Genomic DNA, 26,046 nt, shown 5'->3' on the forward strand with positions numbered 1-26,046 from the left:
GGATTCCTGCTCTCTCGATTTCTTTTACCATCGTTGCACCGCAACGAGTACAGGTACCTCAAGTGGAGGTCAGGATAACTGCGTCAACTCCGTCTGCTTTCAGTTTCTGTGAAAACTCATCTGCAAAAGCCTTTGCAGATGCTACGGCTGTACCGTTACCTGTTGTTGTATAGAACAGATGGTGAAGTTCACCGATCTTTCCTTCTTTTTCCATTTCACGAAGAACGTCTACCGGAAGAACACGGTCTGCATCTTCATTTGCATATACCGGGTCATATCCGCCGTGAGCAGTCTCATATGTATCTGCTGTCAGATCCATAACGCCTGTGATGTCATATTCTCCATAATGAGAAGCACTGGAGCTTTCGATGTGGTCCGGATTTCCCTTTGGAACAATACCGCCGGAAGTAACCAGAGCGATCTTTGCATGTGCAAGATCTTTCACAGCCGGATTCGGAGCTACTTTGTCAAAGCTCGGCATCGGATATTCTGTCACATACGGCTTGTCAGCCAGTTTCTGAAGGAGCATCTTCACTGCACGTTTGGATCCTCTCTCCTTCTCAAAGAAGTTTACACGAATGCCGTTCGGCATATATCCTTCTTCACAGGAAGCGCCGATCTTTTCGCCTTTCGCAAGCTTCAGCGCAAGAGGAGCCATCTTGCCCACTGCATCTCTCATACCTGCTGCGCTGTTCTTTGTAGATACCATGTATACCTGGTTCTTGAACATATCAGCACCTGGATTCTCTACATACATACCTGTAACTGCCGGAATACCAAGTTCTTCCTGAACCGCTGCTGCGATCGTTCCGCATGCAACGCCGTAACGTCCTGCATTGAAAGCCGGTCCTGCAACAAATACGTCAGGCGCCTGCTCTTTTACCATAGCAAGGATATCTGCTTTTGCCTTGTCAAGGTTTTCATTGAAATAGGAGTCACCGCAGACGATTGTTGCAATAATTTCTGCTTCATCCTTAAAGTTCATATTGAACGCCATACCTGGTCCTACTACTTCGCCCACACGAAGCTCTGCCGGGTAATCTGCTTTTTCCTCTCCACCGATATTTGCGAAGAACTGATTAATGTAATGTACTACTTTTATTTTACTCATTTTCGCGTATGTCCTCCCTTCTATCTTGCGCTCAGCTTGTTAAAGCCAGTCTCATTTGTTGCTCCGGTGATTACCTGAAGCTCAACCTCTAAGGAGCCGTCTTCGCGCAATGTTTCTTCACTTGCACCAGCAATCTTTGTCACATAATCCAGTGTTCCGATCACTTTGTCAAGCTTCGGCAAAATAATAACCTCATTTGCATTTCCGCCTGTTACAACTGCATCTGCTGCAACGTCTGCGTCTGCAAGAGACTGGGATTTTCCGTCGCGTCCTGCGTATTCATCTGTAATAATAACAGTCTTAACACCCTCTGCTTCAATCTTCTTACAGTTCATGATAAGGTCTGTATCCGGGTTACCGAAACCTTCCTGTGATACGATAACACCGTCCAGATCCAGCATTTTACAAAGTTTTGCTGTCCAGTCAGAGGAACGCTGCTTGTCTGCCAGGTATACGTTCTCATTTGTAATGATCTGGCATACAAAGTTGATCGTCTTTCCATGTTCCTCAAAAAGGTCATGGACAACCGGGTTATTCAAATGTACATAAGTTGGGTTCTTGTCACATGCGGATACACAGTTTCCTGATACGATCGCACCATCCATAATTTCTGTCGGGCTTAAAATTGTCGGAACAATTTTCTTTGCATCTACGCCGTATACATATGTATCATGCAGAAGTCCCTGGCTCTGAAGCATCTGAACGTAAGCAACTCTTGGAAGATCCGGATATTTCTCAAATCCTTCCTTGATCGTACATGTCTCATATACTTTTGTCTCGTCAGGTGTCAGGTTACGTGCCAGTTCCCCAAGATAAACTGCCACTCTGAATCCTGCAAATCTCACTGCCTTTTCATAGTCATGCTGTTTGATATCATCAACTGGTTCACATACCATTACCAGGTTATTTGTCTGTGAAAATGGAGTATATTCTGCTCCCGGGCCAGTCATATCAATGATACCTTCCTGGAATCCGACAATACGTCCTGCAGTTACAACTGCCATTCCTTTAAGCGCATAAGTCTTTCCGCTTCCTACTGTATCAACTTTGGCGATCACTCCCGGGAAGATTCCTCCCTTGCCTTCTACTTTCACACGCGGCTCAATTACATCCTTTACCGGTGTAATACGAACAGACTCTCCCGGACGGGCAATATCAAAGGATACGCTTTTGATCTTCTCGTCCTCCAGAGCTACTTTCTTTACTTCTTCTTCGGATACATAGAGGATTCCGTCTTCGATTTTTGACTCGCTTGCAAACTGGATGTCCTTAATGTATATGTGCCCCATTTCTAATTTCACTGTGTGTTCCCTCCTTGTTAATCATTGTTTTCTTTTTTGTTTTCTGGCTTCACAGAAAAACCATCTCAAGGCATTACTACGCATCTGCCGATGCCATTGCACTTTCCAGCAAAGTCCAGTCGATCAGTTGAAAATCCTTATACACTTCCGGCTTGTATTTGTCAGATTTAAAAACAAACTTCCGGCATGATTCTATAGCGGATTCTATGATCCTGACGGACTGTGCGTCAATCTCCTCCTTTCTGTTCCCAATCATAATGGATTTGTATGGTGTTTCATTAGGTTTTACACTTCCTGATAAAGGATGTGATAAAAGCCTGTATCCCCGGTATACTCTGTCTCTCGCTTCCCGCAAAACATCTTCGTAAGAAATTTCTTTATAAATGACCTCTTTTTTGTCTTTCAGCGTATCGCGAACAAGAGGATTGTTTGTCAGGACACTATAGCTTGCCACGTTTTTAATCTCCTTCCCAAAGATGTCTGTAAGAGAACTTTTTGCTCTATAGAACTTTTCTATAGATAAACAAAGAGTTACGTTAAAAAGAAAAAGGACGTTGAAAACACTTCTGTGTGTTCATCGCCCTCTTCTGTCTTTTGTCTTATTGTCTGCGCAGAACACTTTTACTCTGCCAGCTCTTACAAGATCCAGAATGCAGTACTTTCCCTAATCCTTTTGCCTGAAAGTTTCACCGCCCGGATGTTCACCCTCATCCTTGCGGCTTGCCTCTTCGGCGGCTGCATCGTCACAGCTCTCTCGTAGGAAAAATCTACCTGCTGTCAAAATTTACTTATAGATTTTCTACATATATTTTACTGAATTATTCTATGTGTCTATAGTACATTATGAACGTTTTTTTTGCAACACCTATGAAAAAACAAACTCACTTTTGTGCGTATTGCACAATTCAAAATATATGTTTTTATTTATTTTTCATATTTTCCTTTTGTTTCGGAAGGAAGTTATTAAAATAATCATCATGTACTTTCTTCACCATTCCACTAAGGGCCAGAAGACCGATTATATTCGGCACAACCATCATACTGTTGAAGCAGTCTGCCATATTCCATACAAGGTCTACCTGCGCCAGAGACCCCAGGAATACACAGATGCATACCAGTATAGAGTAGATCGGCACTGCCTTGGGTCCGAACAGATATTTGATATTTGCCTGACCGAAGAAATACCATCCCACGATCGTGGAAAATGCAAAGAAGAACATGCAGATTGCAATAAATATCTCTCCGCCTTTTCCATATACAAGAGAATATGCAAACTGGCTAAGTGCCGCCGCTGTATATCCTCCGTCCACTACTTTGTAGGACTCCGGCAATGCACGGGTTGTAACAATTACAAGTGCTGTCATTGTCAGCACAACAAAGGTATCAATAAATACGCCGATCATAGCGGCATGCCCCTGCTCAACCGGATGATCCACTTTCGCAACCGCATGCGCATGAGGTGTGGATCCCATACCTGCTTCATTTGAGAAAAGTCCGCGGGCAACACCTTTTGTCAGAGCCAGTTTAATAGTAGCGCCAACTGCACCTCCTGCAATAGAAGACGGCGCAAAAGCTCCCACAAAAATCTCATAGAATGCAAGCGGAATATTTCTCCAGTTATAAATAATAACGATCAGAGAACCGATAATATAAAGAGCAGCCATAAGAGGAACCATGGTTTCCGTAACCTTGGCAATTCTCTTCATACCGCCGGAAAAGATAAACAATGCAAGGACAGCCACGATCAGGCCCATGATCCACTGCGGAATACCAAATGCGGTGTTAAAAGAAGATGCAATGGAATTGGACTGCACTGCATTTCCCATAAATCCAAGGGCAAAAATCAAAAGTACTGCAAAAATACCTGCCAGTACTTTTCCAAAAACATTGTTAAACGCTGCCCTGATATAGTAAACCGGACCTCCCGTTACGATTCCGTCTGCTCCTACCTGTTTATATTTCTGTGCCATCAGTGCTTCTGCATAGATCGTTGCCATTCCAAGAAACGCTGCTGCCCACATCCAGAAGATCGCTCCCGGACCTCCAATTGCGATCGCAGTAGCTGCACCTGCAATATTCCCAGTTCCGACCTGCGCCGCAATAGCTGTCGCCAGGGCCTGGAAAGAGCTCATTCCGTCATTGCCAGCCTCACCTTTCTTGCCGAAAAGCCCTCCGAACACCTGCTTCATACCGCGTTTGAAGCCTCTCACCTGAATGAATCCTGTGCGAGCTGTAAACCACAGCCCTGCCACCACAAGGGCGACAATCAAAATGTAGTCTGATAAGTAGTGCTGCACCTTCAGCACAATCTCGTTTAGTGTTTCCACAACACGCCCTCCTTCTCCTATAGATAATTTCGATAAATAAATAACAATCTATCGAAAATTATCTTATCACTTTTGTAGGACAAGTGCAATATCCAGGCTTAAACATTTTATTCTTTTGAAATCCCATTTAAATACTTCGCCCCCCGAAGCACATGGGCCGCCAGTATAGAGGTCGTCACGCCTCCCACTCCCCCCGGTACCGGAGTGATAAAGGCGGCTTTCTCTGCAAGAGACTCAAAATCAACATCTCCGCACATTCGTCCCTCTTCGTCTACGTTGATCCCCACATCTACGATCACGGCATTTTCCTTTGCCATATCCCCTGTGATCATCCTCGGTTTCCCTGCTGCCGCTATGAGGATATCCGCCTCCCGGCAAACCTTCTCCAGATCTTTTGTACGCGTGTGGCAGATTGTAATGGTAGCATGACGCTTAAGGAGCAGCATAGAAAGCGGTCTTCCTACGACCATACTCCTTCCCACAACTGTCACCTTCTTCCCACAAAGAGAAATACCGTAATGTTCCAGCATCTTTATTACTGCTTCCGGCGTACAGGGTGCAAATCCGCTGTCATCCCCCGAGAATACTTTTGCAAGATTTACCGGACTCATACAATCCACATCCTTAAAAGGATGAATGATATTTTTGATCTTCTCCTCATTCAAATGTTTCGGAAGAGGTCGAAATAAGAGGATACCATGCACTTCCGGATCCTGATTCACCTTTTGAAATTCCTCTTCAAATTCCTCCTGAGTAATATCCTCAGACAACTCTACAACTTTGCACGCAATGCCCGCAAGCTCCATTCTTTTTTTCGCGCCTCTTTCATAAGACAGATCAGCGCTTCTGGCTCCAACGCGTATGATAGCCAGGCAGGGATCAATCCCTTTTTCTTTCAGCTCGTTCGCTTCCCGGATCAGCGTTTCTTTCATTTCTTTTGCTACCTCTGCCCCTTTCATGACAGTTCCCATGATGTTTTCTCCTTTCCGCTTTCAGCTCCGGTCTATGCCGGCACTATTTGATATTCTTCATAACCTCCCGGCACACATCTTCTTTTATACTGCGTCCTTCCGCGATCAATGTGTTTGCACGGGCATTCAGATCCTCTGCCCTTTCTTTATCCTTCATAAGCTTTGTATTGATAAATACGGTAAACGCCGCTCCCTCCATAGCTGCCTGCGCAAACAGGGCTCCCGTCCCGGCATCACTGACTGCCAGCAGATTGCCCTTCTTTCCAAGCAGCTCCAATTCCTCCATTGCCAGATGGATTGTTTCCATGATCTGCAGCGGCACAATAGCCGCCTGATAGAGCGCTTCCTCCATAATCTGTTCCTTATATTTCTTTTCTTCTTCCGTTTCTTTGGGCAGGCGGTACGCTTCTGCCAGGGGAACGAAGGCTTCGGCATCCTGATCTGTCAGCCTGATCAGTTTTTCTTTAAGAAATTCCAGGCTTTTTTTTGACTCTTCCATCTGATTTTCTACGTCTTTGTATTTTTTCTTCCCTATTGTCAGATTCGCCACCATCAGCCCCAGGGCTGCTGCAAAAGCTCCCACAGCCGCCGATGCGCCTCCACCGCCCGGCACCGGGGCCGCCGAGGAGAGTTCTTCCAGAAATTCCGTTGTTTTCTTTTCCAGCATCATCTGTCGTTTCCTCCTTAGTCATTTCCTATTGGGTCATTCCACAATTATATGGGAAGCAGGTAACTGTTGCAAGCAATATCTCTATATTTTCGCTCTTTATTTCCTGATCAAAAGATAGAGTCGGTGTGCAAGGGGCAACACGCTCCTTGTACACCGACGCCAGAAAACAGGCAGCAAAATCTCCTCTCTTCACGGAGGAATAATTTTTGCTGCCTGCCTTTTACGCTTCGCTTTCTTTCTAAAAACGCCGCTGCTTAGACATTAATCTCTGCTTTTACTCCCAGAATGTCCTTGTTTTTCTCCAGAACCGGGGCCACGACTTCTGCCAGGAAATGATCCACCTGATAAGCAGCCCGTCCTGTATATTTTGACGGTTCCATCGTTTCCTTCAGTTCTTCGATACTTAATCCAAAGGCTGGATCCGCTGCGATCAGTTCCAGCAGATTATTGTCCAGTCCTTTTTCTTTTACATTGCGTCCCGCTTCCATAGAAAGCTCACGGATCCTTTCATGCAGCTCCTGACGGTCTCCGCCTGCTTTTACTGCATCCATCATAATATTTTCTGTAGCCATAAACGGAAGCTCTGACATCAGTCTCTTTTCAATAACTTTCGGGTAAACTACCAGTCCATCCACTACATTCAGGCAAAGATCCAAAATGCCGTCTATTGCCAGGAATCCTTCCGGAATACTCAGACGCTTGTTTGCAGAATCATCCAGCGTTCTCTCAAACCACTGTGTAGCGGAAGTAATTGCCGGATTCAGTGCATCTATCATTACATATCTGGAAAGGGAAGCAATTCTTTCGCTTCTCATAGGATTTCTCTTGTAAGCCATGGCGGAAGAACCGATCTGTGTCTTTTCAAACGGCTCCTCTACCTCTTTCAGATGCTGCAGAAGACGGATATCGTTGGAGAACTTATGCGCACTTGCTGCAATTCCCGCAAGGACATTCAGCACTCTTGTATCCACTTTTCTGGAGTAAGTCTGCCCGGATACCGGATAGCACTCCTTAAATCCCATTTTCTTTGCAATCATGGGATCAATTTTATCGATCGTTTCCTGATCTCCGTCAAACAATTCCAGGAAACTTGCCTGCGTTCCGGTAGTTCCTTTGGATCCCAGAAGTTTCAGACTTCCAAGCACATACTCCAGATCCTCCAGGTCCATAAGAAATTCCTGCATCCAAAGCGTTGCTCTCTTCCCCACTGTAGTCGGCTGTGCCGGCTGGAAGTGGGTAAACGCCAGGGTCGGAAGATCTTTGTTGCTTTTTGCAAAATCCGCCAGCTCTGCAATAACATTGATGAGTTTTGTGCGGACTAATTTCAGGGCTTCAGACATAATGATCATATCCGTATTATCCCCCACATAGCAGGAGGTAGCTCCCAGATGGATAATCCCTTTTGCTTTCGGGCACTGCTGTCCATAGGCATATACATGGGACATTACATCGTGACGAACGATCTTTTCCCGTTCTTTTGCCACTTCATAATTGATATCATCTGCATGGGCTTTCAGTTCTTCAATCTGTTCCTCTGTAATAGGAAGCCCCAGCTCTTTTTCCGTCTCTGCAAGTGCGATCCAAAGCTTTCTCCAAGTACGGAATTTCATATCAGGTGAAAAAATATACTGCATTTCGCTGCTGGCATAACGCTCTGACAGCGGACTTACATATCTGTCATGACTCATATCGGTTTTTCCTTTCTCTTTTGAGTTTTATTCAAAAGCCTGGGAGATATCTCTTCCCGGCACCTTCATCGGATATTTCCCGGTAAAACATGCGTCACAATAGGACAGCTCCCCGACCATATCTTTTAATTTCTCTATCTCCATATAACCAAGCGAATCTGCTCCTATCATTTCACGGATCTGCTCCGTTGTGTGCGAATGGGCAATGAGCTGTTCATTGGACGGTACATCCGTTCCAAAATAGCAAGGATACAAAAACGGAGGCGAACTGATCCTGACATGAACCTCTGTCGCTCCTGCCTTTTTCAGCATACGGATAATATTCGCACAGGTAGTTCCCCGCACGATCGAATCGTCCACCATGACAATACGTTTTCCGCGGACAACTTCTTCGATCACATTCAGTTTGATCTTGACACTGGATTCCCTTTCACTTTGCTTCGGTTTGATAAATGTTCTGCCCACATAGCTGTTTTTGTGGAAAGCCATTCCATAAGGGATTCCCGACTGTTCTGAATATCCTTTTGCTGCAACAAGCCCTGAATCCGGAACACCTACCACAAGATCTGCTTCTACCGGATAGGATTCTGCCAGCGCTTTTCCGGCAGTAAGACGGGAATGGTAAACATTTACCCCGTCAATCGTACTGTCCGTTCTGGCAAAATAAATATATTCAAAAATACATCTGGCCTGTTTTTCCGGTGCAATTGCCATACTCATATCCGAGTCGATACCGTGCTTTGTAATGCTCACAATCTCTCCCGGAAGAACGTCTCTTACAAACTCTGCTCCCACTGCCGCAAGGGCGCAGCTCTCCGAAGCAAAAATATAGGTATTATCTCTTTTCCCAAGACAAAGAGGTTTCAGACCAAAGGGATCTCTTGCTCCGATCATCTTCCTGGGCGAGGTCACTACAAGAGCGTATGCTCCCTCAATCTTCTTCATAGCATTCTTTACCGCTTCTTCTGCCGAAGATGTCTTTAACCGCTCCCTCGCAATGTGATAGGCAATTACCTCGGAGTCAATTGTCGTCTGAAAAATTGCTCCTGTCAACTCAAGCTCCCGCCGAAGTTCTATCGCATTTGTCAGATTACCATTGTGCGCGATCGCCAAAATACCTTTCACGTAATTGATAACAAGCGGCATTGCATTTTCTGCCCTGGAACCTCCCGCCGTAGAATAGCGTACATGTCCCACACCAAGATTTCCTTTTAAGCTGTGGAGGGTTTCGCTGTCAAACACTTCATTTACAAGTCCGAGGCCCTTTTTCGACTGTACCTTTCTCTCTCCATATGTGTCTGTCACAGCAATTCCGCAGCTTTCCTGCCCTCTGTGCTGCAATGCAAAAAGCCCATAATATACAGTGGGGGCTACATCGCCCCCATCCATATCATAGGCTCCAAACACACCGCACTCTTCACCCAGGCCTGTTGTTACTTTTTCAAAGTCATTCATGAATTCTTTCCTGCTCCCTATTTAATGCCAATTCTGCGGAATACTTCCTGATATGCATCTTCTACATTTCCCATGTCCCGGCGGAAACGGTCTTTGTCCAGTTTTTCATGTGTCTTGATATCCCACAGACGACATGTATCCGGTGAAATCTCATCTGCCAGAATCACCTCGCCATGGTATCTTCCAAATTCGATTTTAAAGTCGATCAGTTCGATCCCTGCATCTGCAAAGAATTTCTTCAGTACTTCATTTACTTTAAAAGTATATTTTGTAATTTTGTCAATCTCTTCTCTTGTGGAAGCACCGATAGCGATCGCCATATAATCATTGATCAAAGGATCACCCAGATCATCATCTTTATAGCTGAACTCCAGAGTAGGTGCCAGCAGTGCGCTTCCTTCTTCAATACCCAGTCTCTTGGAAAAACTTCCTGCAGCAACATTGCGGACAATTACCTCAAGTGGTACGATCTCCACTTTCTTTACCGCTGTCTCTCTGTCACTTAACTCTTCTACAAAATGGGTCGGAACGCCTTCTTTTTCCAGAACCTGGAAAATATAGTTTGTCATACGGTTGTTGATCACACCTTTTCCGACAATCGTTCCCTTTTTCTCGCCGTTAAAAGCAGTTGCATCGTCTTTGTAATCCACAATTACAATGTCCGGATCATCCGTCTTAAATACTTTTTTGGCTTTTCCTTCATACAATTGTTCTAATTTCTGCATATGAACACCCATCCTTTTCTATTTTTTTCGCCGCGGACATAAGCCGCAGCTTTCTGTCAGCATTTGCACGTATAAGTATAATACAAGGCAGAAGGAAAAGCAATATTCCCTCCTGCCTTGTATTATGTCTTATTTATTATTTATTTTTCAACCCACTTATTATTTTTTCTTATAACTCATTCGTTATTTATAAGTTATCACCTAATTTTCCAAGAAATTCCTGCATTCTTTTGTTAGAAGAACCAAAAACTTCTTCCGGAGTCCCTTCTTCCGCAATAATGCCCTGATCCATAAAAATAATCTTGTCTGCAACATTTTTTGCAAAGTTCATTTCATGAGTCACAATAACCATTGTCATATGCTCGGCAGCAAGATCCCTGATAACTTTCAGTATTTCCCCTGTCAGCTCCGGATCGAGAGCGGATGTAGGTTCATCAAAAAAGAGAATATCCGGTTTCATGGCAAGAGCTCTTGCTATGGAGATACGCTGCTGCTGTCCTCCGGAGAGCTGGAACGGATACGCCTTCTCCTTGTCCTCCAGCCCCATTTTGCGAAGAAGTTCCCTCGCCTCTTCATAGACTTCCTCCTTTTTTCTCTTCTGCACCTTAATAGGCGCATCCGTAATATTTTTCATCACGGAATAGTGAGGAAACAGATTGAAGTTCTGGAAAACCAGGCCAAAGGTACCTTCGTACTTGATCTCGCCGAAATCCTGCTTCTCCAGCCCGGTAGCACATCGAAGAAGGGTGGATTTCCCGGATCCCGAAGGTCCGATGATCCCCAGTACCTCGCCCTTTTCCACAGAAAGGGAAATGTCTTTTAACACAACCTGTCCGTCAAAGCTTTTCTTTATATTTTTCATTTCCAACAGACTCATACTCTTTTCTCCCTCCTGGTTCCTAGCGATAATAGTTCAGTTTCTTTTCCAGACGTTCCATCAAAAATGCCACAATAAGATTCAGCACATAGTAGAATATTCCCGCAAATACAAAGGGCAGCATATTTGTCTGTGATGCCGCCAGAGCCTTGGCTTTTGTAAACATTTCCACAATACCGATGGTGAATGCAAGAGAAGTATCCTTTACAAGCGTGATAGTTTCATTCGTAATGGACGGCAGCACGGTTTTGATCACCTGTGGAAGGATGATCCGCACAAATGTCTGTGCTTTCGTATATCCCAGGATCTGTGCAGCCTCGTACTGTCCGCGGGGCATTGCCTCTATGCCGCCGCGGTAAATCTCCGCAAAATAAGCCGCATAGTTCAAAACAAATCCCACCATACATGCAATCGTCTTCCAGCTTGGTGAATTTGGAATACCAAATATGTAATAAGGCCCAAAAAAGATTACCATAAGCTGCAGCATAAGGGGCGTTCCTCTCATAATCGAGATATAAAGTTTAAAGACCGAACGAATAACGATATTTTTGGACATTCTTCCAAAGGATACAAGAAGTCCCACCGGAAGGGAAAAGATAAGGGTGATCACAAAAATGGCAAGCGACCATACCATTCCCTCCATCAACTGACTCAACATGACTGAAATAGCCATAACTTAACTCCTCTCCGCTAAAAACGGGCCGCCCAAAGGACAGCCCTTTTTCTTTTTAACTTATTTTCCAATTGTTGTAATATCTTCTCCAAACCATTTGGTAGAGATCTCTGCAACTTTTCCCTCTTCCGCCAGTTCGTTAAGAGCCTGCTGTACCTGATCTCTCAATGCCTCATTTCCTTTGGCAAATCCTACTCCATACTCTTCGGATGCAATCTCATAATCCAGGATCTTGAAATTTGCATCTCTGGAATCAATCTGATAGGAAGCTACAACAATATCCATTGCAACTGCGTCCACGGCACCGGATTCCAGTTCCATAAATCCGGTATTATAGTCCGGCACAATCTGCAGATTACTGAATGTAGAAGTCAGATCCTGATTATCTTCCAACGCTTTCTGTGCAGAAGAATCTGTCTGAACATCTACGATCTTTCCTGCCAGGTCGGCTTCTGATTCAATTCCCGAATCTCCGCGCACAACAAAGACCTGTTTATTGTCAAGGTAAGGATCAGACCATGTATAGTCGTCTTCTCTTCCATTGATAGTAAATCCATTCCAGATACAGTCAATTGCGCCTGAATTTAAAAGAGCGTCTTTGGAATCCCATGCAATAGGCTCTGCAACGAACTCCAGCTCCAGCTTGTCACAGACAGCCTGCGCAAGCTCCAGGTCAAATCCTGTGAACTCACCATCATCCCCTACGAATCCCATAGGCGGGAAATCCTGATCAAATCCGACTGTAAAAGTATCTCCAGCCTCTTTTTCTTTAAATTCTACTTCTGTCTGTTCCTGACTTTCTGTATTTTCGTCGGAACTGCTGTTACTGTCAGAACTGCTGCCGCATCCGGCAACTACTGCAGATGCTGTCATTGCAAGCGCAAGAAGCAATGCTAATCTTTTTTTCATAATATGACCCTCCTGCAATCAGCTTTATTATATTATCAATTTACCAATTGATTACTCTACCACGCTAAATTGCTCTGTAATCATAACACGAAAGTGCTTTGCTTGTCAAGCAAAGCACTCTATAACAACATCCCTATTTTCCTGTTTTCCTGTATTCCTTTTTCCACTGACGGAAATCTTCTTCTGTTACATCCATATTGATCTTCTCCTCTGCCTTGCGAAGCTCTTCCTTTAAAATAGAGTCCATGCTCAGGTAGACAGGCTCCGCCGACAGCATTTTTACATACTGTGCTTCCGGCAAATAGCGGTAACAGCAGTACAGATAAGCTTTCAGCATTTTTGTATCCTGACATACCCGGAATCCTTTTTCATACATGGAGGCCGCCTCTTCATAAAGAAGCATCCGACCGTAAGCTGCACCCAGACATCCATAGACCTGTCCGTAAAATTCCTTTCCTACTGTCTCGTCCCACTCCTTGTTTACAATCCCCTGATATACAAGAATGGCTGACGCATACTCTCCTGTCTGCAGCAGATTGTCCGCCTTATATTTTTCTCTCTCCACTTCATTCTGGCTTTTCAGACGTTCCAGCACATTATGGATCCTTGTAATCTCTGCCGGTGAATAAATGGAAGAATGACTTAAGACGGTCAGAAGGAATTGTTCCACCGGGCCGTTCTGTTCCAACTGACTTCGCAGCTCATCTGCCAGATCATACAGTTCCAGCTCCTCCTCCAGCCAGTCGCAGAGCTGACGGTTCACGATCGTATAATCTACCAGATAGAGATTATTACAAAAATAGTAGCACAGTTCTTCTATTGTATAGATCCTTTTATGGATTCTTGCAATCTCATACGGATGCTTTGCTTTCTTTCTATGACAAAGAATTAAACTGCCCATTGCTTCCTCCTAAATGTATGGTCTTTTCCACCTGAAAATCTGTTGCCGGGAAAAACTCCCCAAATCCGGCGTCCTTAAATGTAATCCGGCAGGTCTGTTCATCTAAAAACATCACTTCGATCGTCAGACGCATCGCATAGTCTTTTCTCTCCGGCAGCCCTGCCAGCGACACTGTCTCCGCCTGGAGTTCTCCGCTGGCCAGCGATTCAATATGTATCTCAATGTCTGAGGTATCCTCAAGAAGCACATCCCACTGCCCGTCAGCCTCGTACCAGTGAGAGCCCCACTGTACAATAGGATACCACCCTTCCTTGCCTCTTACCCGCATACGCAGACAGATCTGATCCGTCATCTTACTTTCATCCAGATAAATAGGACTGTCCTCATAATCTCTGCATTTACGGTACGCCGTATAACAAGCCCCCTTGCTGTAGAGATTGTTGCCAAGGAAGGCTCTTCTTCCATTGCAGAGCACTTTCAAAGATGCCGGATACCAGTTGTTTTCAAAGCCTTCTCCTGTCAAATACACAGAAGAGACAACTTTTTTATCAAATACACTCTGAATAAACGCCTTGAACCGTTCATCCGCATCCTTCGCCTTGTCTACATTCAGTACAGGATAGATCGCCGCAAGTTCTTTCATATGGGCATTTGCCACCTCATCCACCGCTACGAACAGTTCATCGCCACGCCCTCTGACACCACGGAGACGACGCAGCATATAGGCTCTGATCTCATTCCTGTCGCAGTAAAATAAAGCAGCTTCATACTGCCATAACTCTTTAGGCTGATAAAACATGTAATGGCAAAAGCTTTCCTTATAATCCTGCACATAGACAGAATCCTTAGCGATTCCTACGAACTGCGCAATCCCCTTCAGCATCTTACTGATATCGATATCTGTGCGAGGAACCGAAAAAGTCAGATATTCAATCTGCCGGAATCTCTCTAACGCCAGCTCAAAAAACTTAGCCAGAAGCCAGACCGCGTCATGATTCTTCCCTCCAATCCGGACTTTCTCCTGACGCAGCGCTTTCTGATACAGGTCAGAGACCGTGCATCCTTCATTGATCGTCGCCAGTCTTTTTGCCTCTTTGCCGTAAACCCACTGTTCCTTATAATATCCCAGGATGAGAGGAATCTGATAATTGTCTACCGCCACTTCCAGCGTTTCCGGCTCATGTTTCGCTTCGTCGTAAAAGCTGATCTGGCAATACTGGTCATTCAGTTCAATTCCTAAAATACTTCCGCCTCTCACCGTAATTCCTCCTAAGCTTTTGTACTGTTTCTACTCTCTTTTTAATATTCCCTGAAAATCTCCTCTGCCATGACGATTTCTTTCTGATAATCGATCATTGCCTGTTTTCTCTTTGCAGGAGACATGCCAGCCATCGCATTGAGTTTGCCGTATTTCCCAATTGCCGGCACTTCCCGGGTCTGTTCCAGGATCCTCTCTTCCTGACGTATGGTTTTCTTCTCTTTTTCCTGTGTTTCCTGGAAATAATACCGAACTACATCACCCTGATAGAGAATAAAATCCTTCACATAAATATTTTCATACATAGGCGTCAGGCTTTCGCTCTGATAACCCAGATCTTCCACAGCATCCTGGCGCATTTTATAGGAGATGCGTACCTTTCCGCCTTTCTTTGCATGATATTCAACCATAACCTTATCATAAAGCTGTGCCTCTCTAAGCCATTTATCAGGATACTTCAGATAGAACGGGAAAATAATCTGTTTCTCGCACAGCTGTCCCAGTACCTTATGCAAAACTTCCTCCACTTCATGATCATACTCCTTGTCCGAGTAATAATGAAGAAGCGCAATTTTGCAGATATCCGCCAGGCTTTCTCCCAGCCGATACTCGTTGACGATAATCTCAAAAATGGTGTGACCCGTTTTCCGCCCGCTAACCAGATATTCCCTGGATACAAAGGCAAGATAGGCCTGTTTCAGACGGAAATAAGCATTTCCGTTCAGATAATACTCAACAAAAATCTCTTCCTCCTGAAACATATCTTCTGAAAAGAGCATCTGTGTAATGATCCTCTCTCCCAGCTTCCCTTCCTGGATTCCATAATCCTTCGCTGTTTTCCAAAGAGCTTTCATATCTTTTGTTGCTCCACAGAAGAAATTAACAAGATAGGTAAGGGTCACTTTATCATACTGCTGTCTCTTAAACAGTTCAAAGCAAAGATACAGAAGAAATTCATCTTCTTCATAATTCTCTTCGCGTATGCGTTTGCTGCAAAGCTGAAATACCTCTTTTTCCTCAAATTCTTCCAGCCCTTTCATACGGAGGTTTTCAAATGTCACCTCTTCTTTTTGCCCTTCTCCTCCCCAGTTATTGATATGGGACAGATACTTTTTGCACATTTCCAGATATCTGGGTTCGTAAAAAAGGCGTCTTGTCTCATAAACAATGGAATCTGTATGGTGCTGCCCTTCCATAGACTCCCATACGATCCGCGCCTCTTTGTCATAAAGATAGACAATTGCTCCCCCTTCTGTATAAGGAACTCTCTGTTTCACTGTTCCGTCTTTTTCGATCACAAGAACACATTTCATCCCCTGCACCTTAGTTGTCACTTCATATGCATAACAAATGTCCCTCATCGCTTCCAGACGTTCGCCTGTCATTTCTTCCTCTGTACAGAATCTTTTATAAATCACCTTCAGAGAATCATTGATATGTCTTTTGACAAGCTGATCCCATGCAAATTCTACCATTTGTTCCCGATAACTGATATACAGATCACTTGCATACTGTTCATAGGTAATAAGGTTGGCATACAAAAGCGCCGCCTTCTTATAATCCAGATTATTTCCATGCATAAAATAGAGGAAAATGGATCTGGGAAGCGCTTCCCTCACCCGGTCCTCCTCAATGGTTTCCATGTAATACTCATAGAGCTGTGCAATTTTAAGCTCTGCATCTACCGCTCTCTGATACCATACAAAATATCTCTGCTGCATCTTATTCCCTTTAATAAGAAGCGTGCAGATCGCATTCAGTATCATCGGCTCCTCATACATTTCATAGATCCTCTCCAGGATCCGGAACAGTCCGCTGTCATAGTGCTTCTGCTGACTGGCAAGGTTGGCCACATAAAGAGCCAGCTCTCTCGTAATAAGCCGGTATTTTGTAGCAAAATTAAGCACATGCAGTTCAAATTTTCCCAGCTTTTTCAAAAGATTGCTTCGGTCCTGATAACACAGATATGCTTTCTGGTAAAAAAGAACATGATTCGCGCCATATGAATAAAACTGCTGTTCCAAGACTTTGATCCGCCTGTAGGAATCCCTGTACTGCGGATCCAGCATCAACAGCATAGCCAGAAGCGCCCAGGAATCCTGATGCCGAAGATAGGTCTTTCCGATTTCATCGATCACCCTCTCCACATGATTTCCGGTCTGCCGGATCAATGCGGTGAGGAAAAGATAGTAGGCGTTTGTTGTAGGATCTTTTCCAATAGCAAAACGATTGTAATTATAATTTTCCAGAATCCACTTTGCCTCTTCCATGCGGTCGCCCTTAATATAAATATGCGCCTGAAACAGCTGCAAAGAATCATCCATCGGCGCGTAGTTCCGCATTTTTTTTGATTTTTCTATGGCGCTGTCAACCCAGCTGTTAATATCAATCCTTCCTGCCTCACACGCCACATATTCCTTCAGGATCTGTGCCATAAGAAATTCGATTTCCCGATGATTCTCATCATATTCTCCATTTTGCAAAACTTCTACTTCGTAGGTAAGAATTTCATAGGGAGTTACAAGATGAATCTTTCCGAAATTTCTTCCTGCGTGCAATTTCTCTGCATTGACAACAAATTCCAGCTCGTAAACATTACCGACAAAATCATCTGTCGTAATCTCCGGACGGCTGACTGTAATAAATCCGCCCTCCGACTCTATTCTCACAGGCATAAATCCCCATGTGTTTTTGATAACAGTCAGGCTCCCTTTTGTAGACTCTTTCAAATCCTCAAAGAGCATTCCTTCTCCTTGGAGCGTCAGAAAAATACACTCTTTTTGCTTAATTCCGACTAAGAACTCTTCCATGGCCTGCTCATCAAGGGACCATTTTCTCATATTATCATATAAATGAAAAACCCGGGGATTTTCATATTTTAAGACTTCATAAAATTCTCTGGAGCGGAACAGCCTCTGCGCCTCTGAAAAGTCTTTGATAGCCAGTCTCTTAAAGTCATCTGTGCTCTGCACCTTTCCATAATTTGTCATGACATAGGGTTTTTCTATAATTGCGGTAAAAGGCACTTCAAATTCTCCGCCGTTGCACACAATAGAAAATTTTCCCTGCTCCACATGTCCCGGCGTAAGTCCTTTCCCGTCGTACTCGAATTGGATTGTCACAGGGTTTCCTTCAAAGCCCTGCTCAATGCAGTGCATACGAAAAGAAGACGGATAAACAATTCCTCGTATTGCTCCGTCTGTCCGGCTTTTCATCGTAAAACTTCCCCGGTACACTTCTCCCTCTCCAATGGTGAGGATCAGACATGTGTCATTAAAGACAATCTCCGGATGTACCACTTGAAAGTCCCCTTTTGAAAATTTTTTAATTTTATTTTTCAAGCCTTCCACCTCTTCTTGCGTTGCATTTTTCTTTAAACATACTATAATGGATTATAGCATTATTCTGACAAGTATGGCAATGCCGTAATCAGAAAATATAGAAGAAATATGGGGGAATTTATATGCAAAACGCGAAACAGCCCGCTTTTCACGGAAGCGATCTGGAACAGATTGCAGAATATTACAATCTTCCACAAAAAGAGATCATAAGCTTTGGAGCCAATGTAAACCCGCTGGGACTTTCCGCCCGGGTCAAAGAAAAACTTGCTGAAAATCTGGATATTATTTCCAGATATCCCGACCGTAATTATACTACTTTAAAGGAAACCATATCCGCGTACTGCAAAATTCCTGTCCAGTACATCGTCACCGGCAACGGCTCCACAGAACTGATCTCTCTTTTAATCACACAGCTTAAAGCCTCTCATGCAGTCGTTATCGGTCCCACTTATTCTGAATACCAAAGAGAACTTGCCCTTACCGGCGGACATAACTCCTTCTATACATTAAAAGAATCGGAAAATTTCTGCCTGGATATCAATGATTTTATGGAACAGCTTCCGAAAGATGCAGATCTTATCATTTTATGCAACCCTAACAATCCTACTTCTTCCGCTGTCCCTATCTCTGATTTGGAAAACCTCATAGCTTCCTGCCGCAAAAGAGGTGTTTTTGTTATGGTGGATGAGACATATGCAGAATTTGCTCCTTCTGTAGATGAGATCTCCGCCGTTCCTCTGACTCGCTCTTTCGACAACCTTATGGTTATCCGCGGCGTTTCCAAATTTTTTGCAGCTCCGGGCCTTCGCCTGGGCTATGGGATCACCAGCAGCAAGGACTTTCTTAAGGCTCTTCAGATTCATCAAAATCCCTGGAGCGTCAGCAGCATTGCTGCCTTTGCCGGGGAAGAAATGCTGAAGGATGCCGGGTATATCGAAAAGACCCGGAACCTTATCCTTTCCGAGAAAAAGCGGATCTGTCAGGTTCTGGACGGCTTTCAAAATGCCAGATACTATGAGCCTTATGCCAATTTCATTTTAGTGCGTATCGAAAAGGAGGGACTCTCCTCCTTCCAGGTATTTGAGCATGCCATCCGGCAGAAAATGATGATCCGCGACTGTTCTTCTTTTGAAGAACTGGAGGGAGAATATATCCGTTTCTGTATTATGCACCCCGAGGATAATGACCGGCTTTTGAAATGCCTGGGAGAAATAATAGGTTAGGGTGCAACGTGCGGATTGTGGATACTGCACGAATATGTTATATTACACTGGACAGTGCTGTCGATCCAAAAAACAGTCTGCGAACAGAAGAACGGAGGGGGAAAATGAAAAAGCCAATATTGTACATTGTAATTCCTTGTTACAATGAACAGGAAGTACTGCCCATTACGTGCAGTATGTTTTTAAAGAAAATTTTGGAGCTTATCGACAGAGAAAAAATCGATGAGCAAAGTAAGATTTTATTTGTCAATGACGGCAGTAAAGATAACACCTGGGAAATTATCGTTGAGCTTTCCAAAAAGAATCCTCATTACATCGGTATATCTCAAAGCAGGAACAGAGGACACCAAAACGCTGTCCTGGCCGGTCTTATGGAAGCCAAGGACAAATGCGACATCACAATATCTATTGACTGTGACGGACAGGATGATATCAACGCAATGGATCAGATGGTAGAGGAATACTGGAACGGCTGCGAAATTGTTTATGGAGTGAGAAGCAAACGTGATACCGACACCTGGTTCAAGCGTACAACTGCCCTGGGATTTTACCGGTTTATGAACAGCATGGGCGTTGATCTTGTATACAACCATGCAGATTACAGGCTTGTATCAAGCAGAGCACTGGAAGCTTTTTCTGATTTTAAAGAAGTAAACCTGTTTCTTAGAGGCATGTTTCCTCTTGTAGGCTTCAAAAGTACAAGCGTATATTATGAACGGCACGAACGAATAGCAGGGGAAAGTCACTATCCTCTGTCTAAAATGCTTTCTCTTGCCTTTGACGGGATCACAAGTTTAAGCGTAAAACCAATCCGTATCATTGTCGCTTTAGGAATCCTGATCTCGTTAATCAGCTTTATCGGGGTCATTTGGTCTGTATCTGTAAGACTTATGGGGCACAGTGTAGACGGCTGGGCAAGTACAATAAGTACGATCTGCTTCATCGGTGGAATCCAGCTGCTCTGTATCGGAGTAATCGGCGAGTATATAGGAAAAATTTACATGGAAGTAAAGAAACGTCCCCGCTATATTATCAGCGAAAAAACCGGCACTATATATGAGAAAGAAAACTAAATTTTCAGGGGGGGAAAGAAACTAAAATGATAGAATTTGTTAAAAAATACAAAACCAGCATATTTTTGTCCGTATTGTTCAGTCTTCTGTGTTTTGGATTTATGCTGACCCATTTTACCATCACGATTGATGAAGAATCCTGGATCTTATCGGCACGCGACGAAACGATGTGGCTTTATCAGGGAAGATTTATTATCTGGCTGTTTGATCTGATATTTACAGAGGGGGGAAATTATGCTCCGTTCTTATGGGATATTTCAGGCATTCTTTTTTGGAATTTATCAGGCATTATTTTTGCTTATTGCCTTTTTGCCAAAACAGAGATAAAACAATGGATTTTATTTATTTTTCTCTCCTATTACTCTTCTTTGACCTTTGTTCTGGGCGATGTTTTTTCTTTTTCTATGTACAGCCTGCAGATCGGTCTGGCATCTGTTACTGTGGCAGCCGCTTTCTATTATACGCTAAAGTATCTGGAAAAGAAGAACTGGAAAACAGCGCTCATTGTTCTGGGACTTTTGCTCTATAGCTTTGGAACATATCAGGCCTTTATCTGTGTATATATATCGGCAGTTGCAGCATTTTGCCTTTTGTGTTTCCTTTCAGGTCATCGCGACAGAATAAAATATGACATCATTATCTCTGCCGTCTTATGCCTTATTGCAATTGCATCCTACTATCTGATCAATTTCATAATCGGGAAAGCCATTGGAACACAGGGATACCTCACTGACAATTACATCGGCTGGACAAGCGGTGAGCCTCTCAAAGCCTTTGCCCTGGCTATGGCAAACGTTGGACGTGTATCTTTTGCTATTCCTGTTCTTGACGTATATGTCAACGGAGGCACAGCCCTTAGATGGGTGACGATTGCTTTCGTAATTTATGCAATATGGAAATTTTTCAAGTGCAACGGTATAAGAGAAAAGGCTGGCATATTTTTCTTTAGCGTAGCCTTATGCTTCGCTCCTTTCAGTCTTTATCTTGCTATCGCCACATATAAAACCCAGGGAAGAATGATGCTTGCTCTTCCTCTGGTTGGCGCTGTGCAGCTATACCTTATTCTGAGGGAAATAAACAAAAAAGCACTTTTATATGCCGCCATGGCAGCTTCGGGCTATCTGCTTTTTATAAATGCGCGCGATATGAATTTATTTTACTATTACAGCAGTATTGTATATGAGAAAGACTGCTCCATCGCCGAAGAAATCATGTATGATATAGAAGAAAAGGGCATCGACTACCGCGAAAAACCGCTCGCTTTTATCGGCATGGTAGCCCAGGAACCGCAGCCCACAAAAGAATTAGGTGTTTTAGGCGGTTCTATGTTTGCCTGGGACGAAGGGAATAATCTTCGTATGACGGACTTTATCCAGACCAGAGGTTATAATGTCAGAGCAGCTGACAGCACACAGCTTCAAAAAGCCCTCGTCGAATCTGCTTCCATGACTGTCTGGCCACAGGAAGGAAGTATAAAAGAACTGGATGATGTCATTGTCGTCTATCTATCCCAACCTGTAGAAGAATGGTATATCACTAACCAGGCACAATAGTATCTCCGTTATCTGGCATGGCCTTATGCCCAAACCTTTTTCCTGCATATCCATGCATTCAAAATACGTCCCAGTCTCTTTTCAATCCAAAGCCATGTCAGATAGGAAAGGACCAGCGTACCTGCCACCACGATAACAGCTCCCACTGCCGATCACACTGTCAGAACAGAAAAATCAAAAACAAAGCGGTCGAAAAACTGGATCGGATAGTAGTGCAGTAAATATAAGGAAAAGCTGATATCACCCAGTCTGGTCATCCAGCGCGGGAATTTCAGAAACAGACCTGCCAGTAAAAACAGTATCACAACACCTGCTGACAGAATCCCCCAGAAGAAAAAGCGCTGCAATCCTGAAACAACAGACACTTTGCTGGTGGTTGCCAGAATAGACAGAACTATAATAGCCCCGCCAAGACAGACTGCCGCAAATATCTTGGGACGCTTCAGTGGGTGCAAATGAACAAGCAGGTAACATTGCCGGACAATCTCACAGGCAATCATTCCCAGGACAAATTCCAACATGATCGGATGCCGTAAAGCTGAAGAGGGGCAAGGAGCCAGGACAGTACTGTGCCATTCTGCATGATCAACTGTCCTGAAGAAACGATCAGAACAAGGAACCCCGAACAGATCCACGCCCGATATCTGTAGGAAATATGAAAAGAAATCCAAAAAATCAGATAGAAAAACATTTCGCAATTTAATGTCCAGCCGACACGGACCAGCGGTTGGATCACGCCTGCTCCGACATCAAAGGGAATAAAACATAAACTTTTAATCAGACTTATCTCTGTTGCCTGGGTCTCCGCAAAAGCCGATGATGCAATTTGGGTCATAGTAAATACAGCCATTGTCATCAACGCATACAGCGGAAAAATTCTGACCCATCTTCTGGCAAGAAAATGCTCTGTATGGGTATAGGTTGTGAATAGAATGATCAAACCGCTAATGCAAAAGAAAATATCCACTCCAAATGCGCCGCAATGCAGAAAACGAATATGTTCCGCCACCACAAACAGCGCGGCAATGCCGCGCAATATCTGTATTGAATCAAAACGAGAAGAATAAAACTGCGCAAGAACTTTCTCACGCTCTATTCCACTATTTTCTTTTTTCATAATTCCCCCCTCAGCTGATCAAAACAGCTACTTTACAATAAATCTCTAATTCCTTCCCTCACATTCTATTTTAATTTTCCACTTGCGTCAATGCACTTTCTTTTACAAATAGCTCCGTTACTCCTGTCCACAGCGCCATTCTTCCCAGGATTTCGGTGTCCAGCCTTCAGGAACATCGTAATCCTCCAGTTCTCCTTCCATTTTCCGATATCCGATCCGCATTGTACTGATCCGCCAGATACCGTCTTCACACTTGCGGAAATCATCACAGTATACCGAAAATCCTTCAGCGGTCTGTTTACTTTCCCGGTAGGTATTGTTATCCTCATAAAGGAAAATTCCCCTTGCCTCTGTATCGCTTATAAGCCAGATCAACGGATTATGGCTCATATGCATTGTCATCATATTCCGATTGACATACTTGGATCTCATTGCCTGATCCTTTGGAGCTGTTTTATTTTCCACATAACACCGGTAGGTGAAGTCTTCTGTAAACAGATCACAGATATATTCCTCTTTTTTCATATCCATAGCCCAATAATAAAAGAACTGGGCATCTATGATCTTCTGCCTCTCACAGAGCTGCTGCGGCGTATAACTCTGGCTTCTGGCATGTTTCATAACTTCTACTACCATTTTTTTAATTGTCATATCCTGCTTAATTACTTTCATTTTCTTCTCCCTTCTTTGCCTTTCCGATCATTCTTTTTTTACGAAATCGCCAGCAGATCCAAAAGAACCTGTTGGCGATTTTCGTTCCCCGATTTTTATATTTCCAATGCGGCAAGATAGGCTTCATAAATCGTATCCAGAGCCTTTCTTGCCCGTTTTGCGTCGCCGATCACATATACCGGTATTCCCAGCCTTTCACAGCATTCCTGGAGATCTGTACTGTCTTTTGCCCGGGAACCAGTAGCAATCACCACATAGTCCGCCGGAACTTCCATCGTTTCTCCCTTTACTTCCAGCACAACACTTTTTTCCCGAATTTCCTTACATGCTGCATTTACAATCTGGTGAATATGTCCTTGTTCCAGCTGGATCTGTACCGCTGTTTTCCTCATATGTCCCAGATCGATCCCAATACCCTCGCGCATTTCAACTACTGTCACATGACAGCCCCGGCGCTCCAGATGCTCTGAGACTTCCAATCCTACCAGACCTCCGCCGATCACTACAACATTTCCGCTCATGGGAACTTTGGTTCCCGAGAGTACCTCTTTAGAACTCATAACATTTGCCTGATCAATACCTGCTATCGGTGGAACAAAAGGCACTGAACCAACTGCAACAACGACGACATCCGGCTTTTCCTTCTCAATAACTTCTGCAGTCACTTCGGTATTCAGGAAAATATCAATCCCTGACTCCATCGCTTTCTGGGCAGCCATTCTTCCGGCCATGCCAAAGTCATCCTTCCTCGGCGCGGTCCCCGCAAGCACAAACTGACCTCCCAGGGTTCCGGTTTTTTCATAAATAGCAGGTTTGTGTCCTCTTTGCTGAAGGATATCCGCAATTTCCAGTCCGGCAATTCCACCGCCTGCAATCATGACACGTTTCGGTTTTTCGGCAGCCTGAACTTTCAGTTCTTCTTCCTCTCCTACCGCCGGATTTCTCATACAGCTGATATGATCTTTCTCCGGGTTGATAAAATAATCATAACACCCTTGGTCGCATCCCACACAATAATTAATCTGAGCCAGCTTGCCTTCCTTTGCTTTTTTACAGAAGTAAGGATCTGCCAGCTGTGCGCGGGACATGGCGATCAGGTCGGCTTTGTCCTCCTCCAGGATTTCTTCAGCAAACCCCGGCGTATTGATACGTCCGGACGGCATTGTCAACATTCCTGTCTCCTTTCGAATACGGGAAGCCGGCCCTACATTTATTCCTTTAGGAAGATCAATCGGAGGAATTTCATAAATCTGGGCACGGGTCAGGAAATTACCTCTGGAAATGTTCAGCACATCCACTCCCTCCCGGCCTGCCAGCTTACAAAATTCAATAACCTCCCCCTCTGTCAGACCATTTTCCAGATAATCGTCATGGCAGACAATCCTCATGAAAAGAGGCATCCCTTCCGGAATATTCTGACGAATAGCCCGGATACATTCCAAAGGAAATCTGCATCTGTTTTCAAAGCTGCCTCCGTATTCATCTGTCCGGTGATTTATGCCTCCTGACAGAAAAACATGGGGCAGGTAGGTGTGCGCTGCATGAAATTCTACAGCGTCCATTCCTGCCTGTGCAGCTCTTCTGGCAGCTTCGCCATAAGCTTTCACAATGGAATGGATCCGTTCTTTACTCATTCCTTTTATGCTTACTTTCCGTGAAAGCCTCATTTTTGAGGCAACTAAAATTTCAGCATCCGGATCGCTTCCCACAGCCAGCGACCCCTGCCACAGCTGCGGGCATATCTTTCCTCCCGCCTCATGCACTGCATCTGCCAGTTTCTTCATCCCCGGAATATACTTGTCATCGCTCAAGGCAAGGAATCCTTTCGGCGCACTTGCCGCATCTACAGAACAGACTTCCACCGTATTCAGTCCCACACCGCCACGGGCACGTTCTACATGATATCTGATCAAGCGGTCAGTTACTTCTCTTCCATCTCCTCCGACCATCCGGGTCCCCATTCCTGTCATCACTACCCGATTTTCCAACTCCATATCCCGGATACGGATAGGGGAAAACAATCGTTCAAACATTTTCTTCCTCCTTCTGTATATCTTCCATACTTTCGTGATATTATTGTCTTTTCTTTATCATACTTGATTTTTTTCAGACAATAGAGCCAAAATCCCTTTGCCGCACTACTATTTAACTGTATGGGAGTGATGCTTTTTCTTACCGATCCGGGTACAATTTTTCCTGTT

Annotated in this window: 21 protein-coding genes, 1 pseudogene and 1 riboswitch; of the genes and pseudogenes, 3 read left to right on the forward strand and 19 right to left on the reverse strand. The window is 44.2% G+C overall.

The window, feature by feature from the left end; translation table 11 throughout:
• Window positions 1–58: 58 nt before the first annotated feature.
• The 15 genes from WJ238_RS01170 to WJ238_RS01240 form a co-directional block, all read right to left on the reverse strand.
• The gene (locus tag WJ238_RS01170; RefSeq protein ID WP_524536980.1) at window positions 59–1,111 is read right to left on the reverse strand and encodes a glycine/betaine/sarcosine/D-proline family reductase selenoprotein B; all 1,053 of its coding nucleotides are present in this window, start codon (window positions 1,109–1,111) and stop codon (window positions 59–61) included.
• A 20-nt stretch (window positions 1,112–1,131) separates the two neighbouring features.
• Window positions 1,132–2,412: a glycine/sarcosine/betaine reductase component B subunit gene (locus WJ238_RS01175; RefSeq protein ID WP_256193983.1), complete on the reverse strand. Its 1,281-nt coding sequence runs from the start codon at window positions 2,410–2,412 to the stop codon at window positions 1,132–1,134.
• Between the two features lie 76 nt (window positions 2,413–2,488).
• Window positions 2,489–2,866 carry a GrdX family protein gene (locus WJ238_RS01180; RefSeq protein ID WP_230106411.1) on the reverse strand — a complete coding sequence of 126 codons (378 nt, stop codon included), beginning with the start codon at window positions 2,864–2,866 and terminating at the stop codon, window positions 2,489–2,491.
• A 201-nt stretch (window positions 2,867–3,067) separates the two neighbouring features.
• Window positions 3,068–3,181: riboswitch (glycine riboswitch) on the reverse strand.
• Between the two features lie 151 nt (window positions 3,182–3,332).
• On the reverse strand, window positions 3,333–4,739 hold the full coding sequence (locus tag WJ238_RS01185; RefSeq protein ID WP_230106412.1) for an alanine/glycine:cation symporter family protein: 1,407 nt from the start codon (window positions 4,737–4,739) through the stop codon (window positions 3,333–3,335).
• 107 nt (window positions 4,740–4,846) lie between these two features.
• A complete protein-coding gene (locus tag WJ238_RS01190) occupies window positions 4,847–5,710 on the reverse strand; it encodes a bifunctional 5,10-methylenetetrahydrofolate dehydrogenase/5,10-methenyltetrahydrofolate cyclohydrolase (protein ID WP_316266918.1) in 864 nt (287 codons plus the stop codon).
• Window positions 5,711–5,753: 43 nt separating this feature from the next.
• Window positions 5,754–6,380, reverse strand: a complete 627-nt coding sequence (locus WJ238_RS01195) for a cyclodeaminase/cyclohydrolase family protein (RefSeq protein ID WP_337605927.1) — start codon at window positions 6,378–6,380, stop codon at window positions 5,754–5,756.
• A 254-nt stretch (window positions 6,381–6,634) separates the two neighbouring features.
• Window positions 6,635–8,068 carry an adenylosuccinate lyase gene (purB, locus tag WJ238_RS01200; protein ID WP_337605928.1) on the reverse strand — a complete coding sequence of 478 codons (1,434 nt, stop codon included), beginning with the start codon at window positions 8,066–8,068 and terminating at the stop codon, window positions 6,635–6,637.
• A gap of 27 nt (window positions 8,069–8,095) precedes the next feature.
• A complete protein-coding gene (purF, locus tag WJ238_RS01205; protein WP_230106416.1) occupies window positions 8,096–9,523 on the reverse strand; it encodes an amidophosphoribosyltransferase in 1,428 nt (475 codons plus the stop codon).
• Between the two features lie 17 nt (window positions 9,524–9,540).
• Window positions 9,541–10,248 carry a phosphoribosylaminoimidazolesuccinocarboxamide synthase gene (purC, locus tag WJ238_RS01210; RefSeq protein WP_230106417.1) on the reverse strand — a complete coding sequence of 236 codons (708 nt, stop codon included), beginning with the start codon at window positions 10,246–10,248 and terminating at the stop codon, window positions 9,541–9,543.
• A gap of 187 nt (window positions 10,249–10,435) precedes the next feature.
• Complete coding sequence (locus WJ238_RS01215; RefSeq protein ID WP_276535524.1) at window positions 10,436–11,125, reverse strand: amino acid ABC transporter ATP-binding protein; 690 nt, start codon at window positions 11,123–11,125, stop codon at window positions 10,436–10,438.
• Window positions 11,126–11,147: 22 nt separating this feature from the next.
• Window positions 11,148–11,798 (reverse strand): amino acid ABC transporter permease, encoded by a 651-nt coding sequence (locus tag WJ238_RS01220; protein WP_230106418.1) that lies wholly within the window; start codon window positions 11,796–11,798, stop codon window positions 11,148–11,150.
• Between the two features lie 60 nt (window positions 11,799–11,858).
• Window positions 11,859–12,707 carry an amino acid ABC transporter substrate-binding protein gene (locus tag WJ238_RS01225; protein WP_230106419.1) on the reverse strand — a complete coding sequence of 283 codons (849 nt, stop codon included), beginning with the start codon at window positions 12,705–12,707 and terminating at the stop codon, window positions 11,859–11,861.
• A 133-nt stretch (window positions 12,708–12,840) separates the two neighbouring features.
• Entirely contained in the window at window positions 12,841–13,608 is a 768-nt protein-coding gene (locus WJ238_RS01230) for a hypothetical protein (protein WP_230106420.1), read from the reverse strand.
• Complete coding sequence (locus tag WJ238_RS01235) at window positions 13,583–14,866, reverse strand: DUF5716 family protein (RefSeq protein WP_230106421.1); 1,284 nt, start codon at window positions 14,864–14,866, stop codon at window positions 13,583–13,585. The genes WJ238_RS01230 and WJ238_RS01235 overlap by 26 nt, the downstream gene beginning before the upstream one ends.
• 41 nt (window positions 14,867–14,907) lie before the next feature.
• Window positions 14,908–18,216: a DUF5717 family protein gene (locus WJ238_RS01240; RefSeq protein WP_311135883.1), complete on the reverse strand. Its 3,309-nt coding sequence runs from the start codon at window positions 18,214–18,216 to the stop codon at window positions 14,908–14,910.
• Window positions 18,217–18,329: 113 nt separating this feature from the next.
• On the opposite strand from WJ238_RS01240, the gene WJ238_RS01245 reads away from it, so the two are divergent.
• The 3 genes from WJ238_RS01245 (at window position 18,330) to WJ238_RS01255 (ending at window position 22,056) form a co-directional block, all read left to right on the forward strand.
• Entirely contained in the window at window positions 18,330–19,430 is a 1,101-nt protein-coding gene (locus WJ238_RS01245) for a pyridoxal phosphate-dependent aminotransferase (RefSeq protein ID WP_337605929.1), read from the forward strand.
• A gap of 104 nt (window positions 19,431–19,534) precedes the next feature.
• Entirely contained in the window at window positions 19,535–20,503 is a 969-nt protein-coding gene (locus tag WJ238_RS01250) for a glycosyltransferase family 2 protein (protein ID WP_316266906.1), read from the forward strand.
• Between the two features lie 26 nt (window positions 20,504–20,529).
• Window positions 20,530–22,056, forward strand: coding sequence for a glucosyltransferase domain-containing protein (locus tag WJ238_RS01255; RefSeq protein WP_337605930.1), 1,527 nt, complete (start codon window positions 20,530–20,532; stop codon window positions 22,054–22,056).
• Window positions 22,057–22,079: 23 nt separating this feature from the next.
• Here WJ238_RS01255 and WJ238_RS01260 read toward each other — a convergent pair whose 3' ends face one another.
• The 4 genes and pseudogenes from WJ238_RS01260 to baiCD form a co-directional block, all read right to left on the reverse strand.
• On the reverse strand, window positions 22,080–22,202 hold the full coding sequence (locus WJ238_RS01260) for a hypothetical protein (RefSeq protein WP_337605931.1): 123 nt from the start codon (window positions 22,200–22,202) through the stop codon (window positions 22,080–22,082).
• Window positions 22,203–22,208: 6 nt separating this feature from the next.
• Window positions 22,209–23,173: pseudogene (locus WJ238_RS11940) on the reverse strand (acyltransferase family protein).
• 117 nt (window positions 23,174–23,290) lie between these two features.
• On the reverse strand, window positions 23,291–23,845 hold the full coding sequence (locus tag WJ238_RS01275) for a nuclear transport factor 2 family protein (RefSeq protein ID WP_230106424.1): 555 nt from the start codon (window positions 23,843–23,845) through the stop codon (window positions 23,291–23,293).
• Window positions 23,846–23,940: 95 nt separating this feature from the next.
• Entirely contained in the window at window positions 23,941–25,878 is a 1,938-nt protein-coding gene (gene baiCD, locus WJ238_RS01280) for a bile acid Fe-S flavoenzyme BaiCD (protein WP_230106425.1), read from the reverse strand.
• Window positions 25,879–26,046 lie beyond the last annotated feature (168 nt).

The organism is Claveliimonas sp. (assembly GCF_037273965.1).
Taxonomy (GTDB): Bacteria; Bacillota; Clostridia; order Lachnospirales; family Lachnospiraceae; genus Claveliimonas; species Claveliimonas bilis.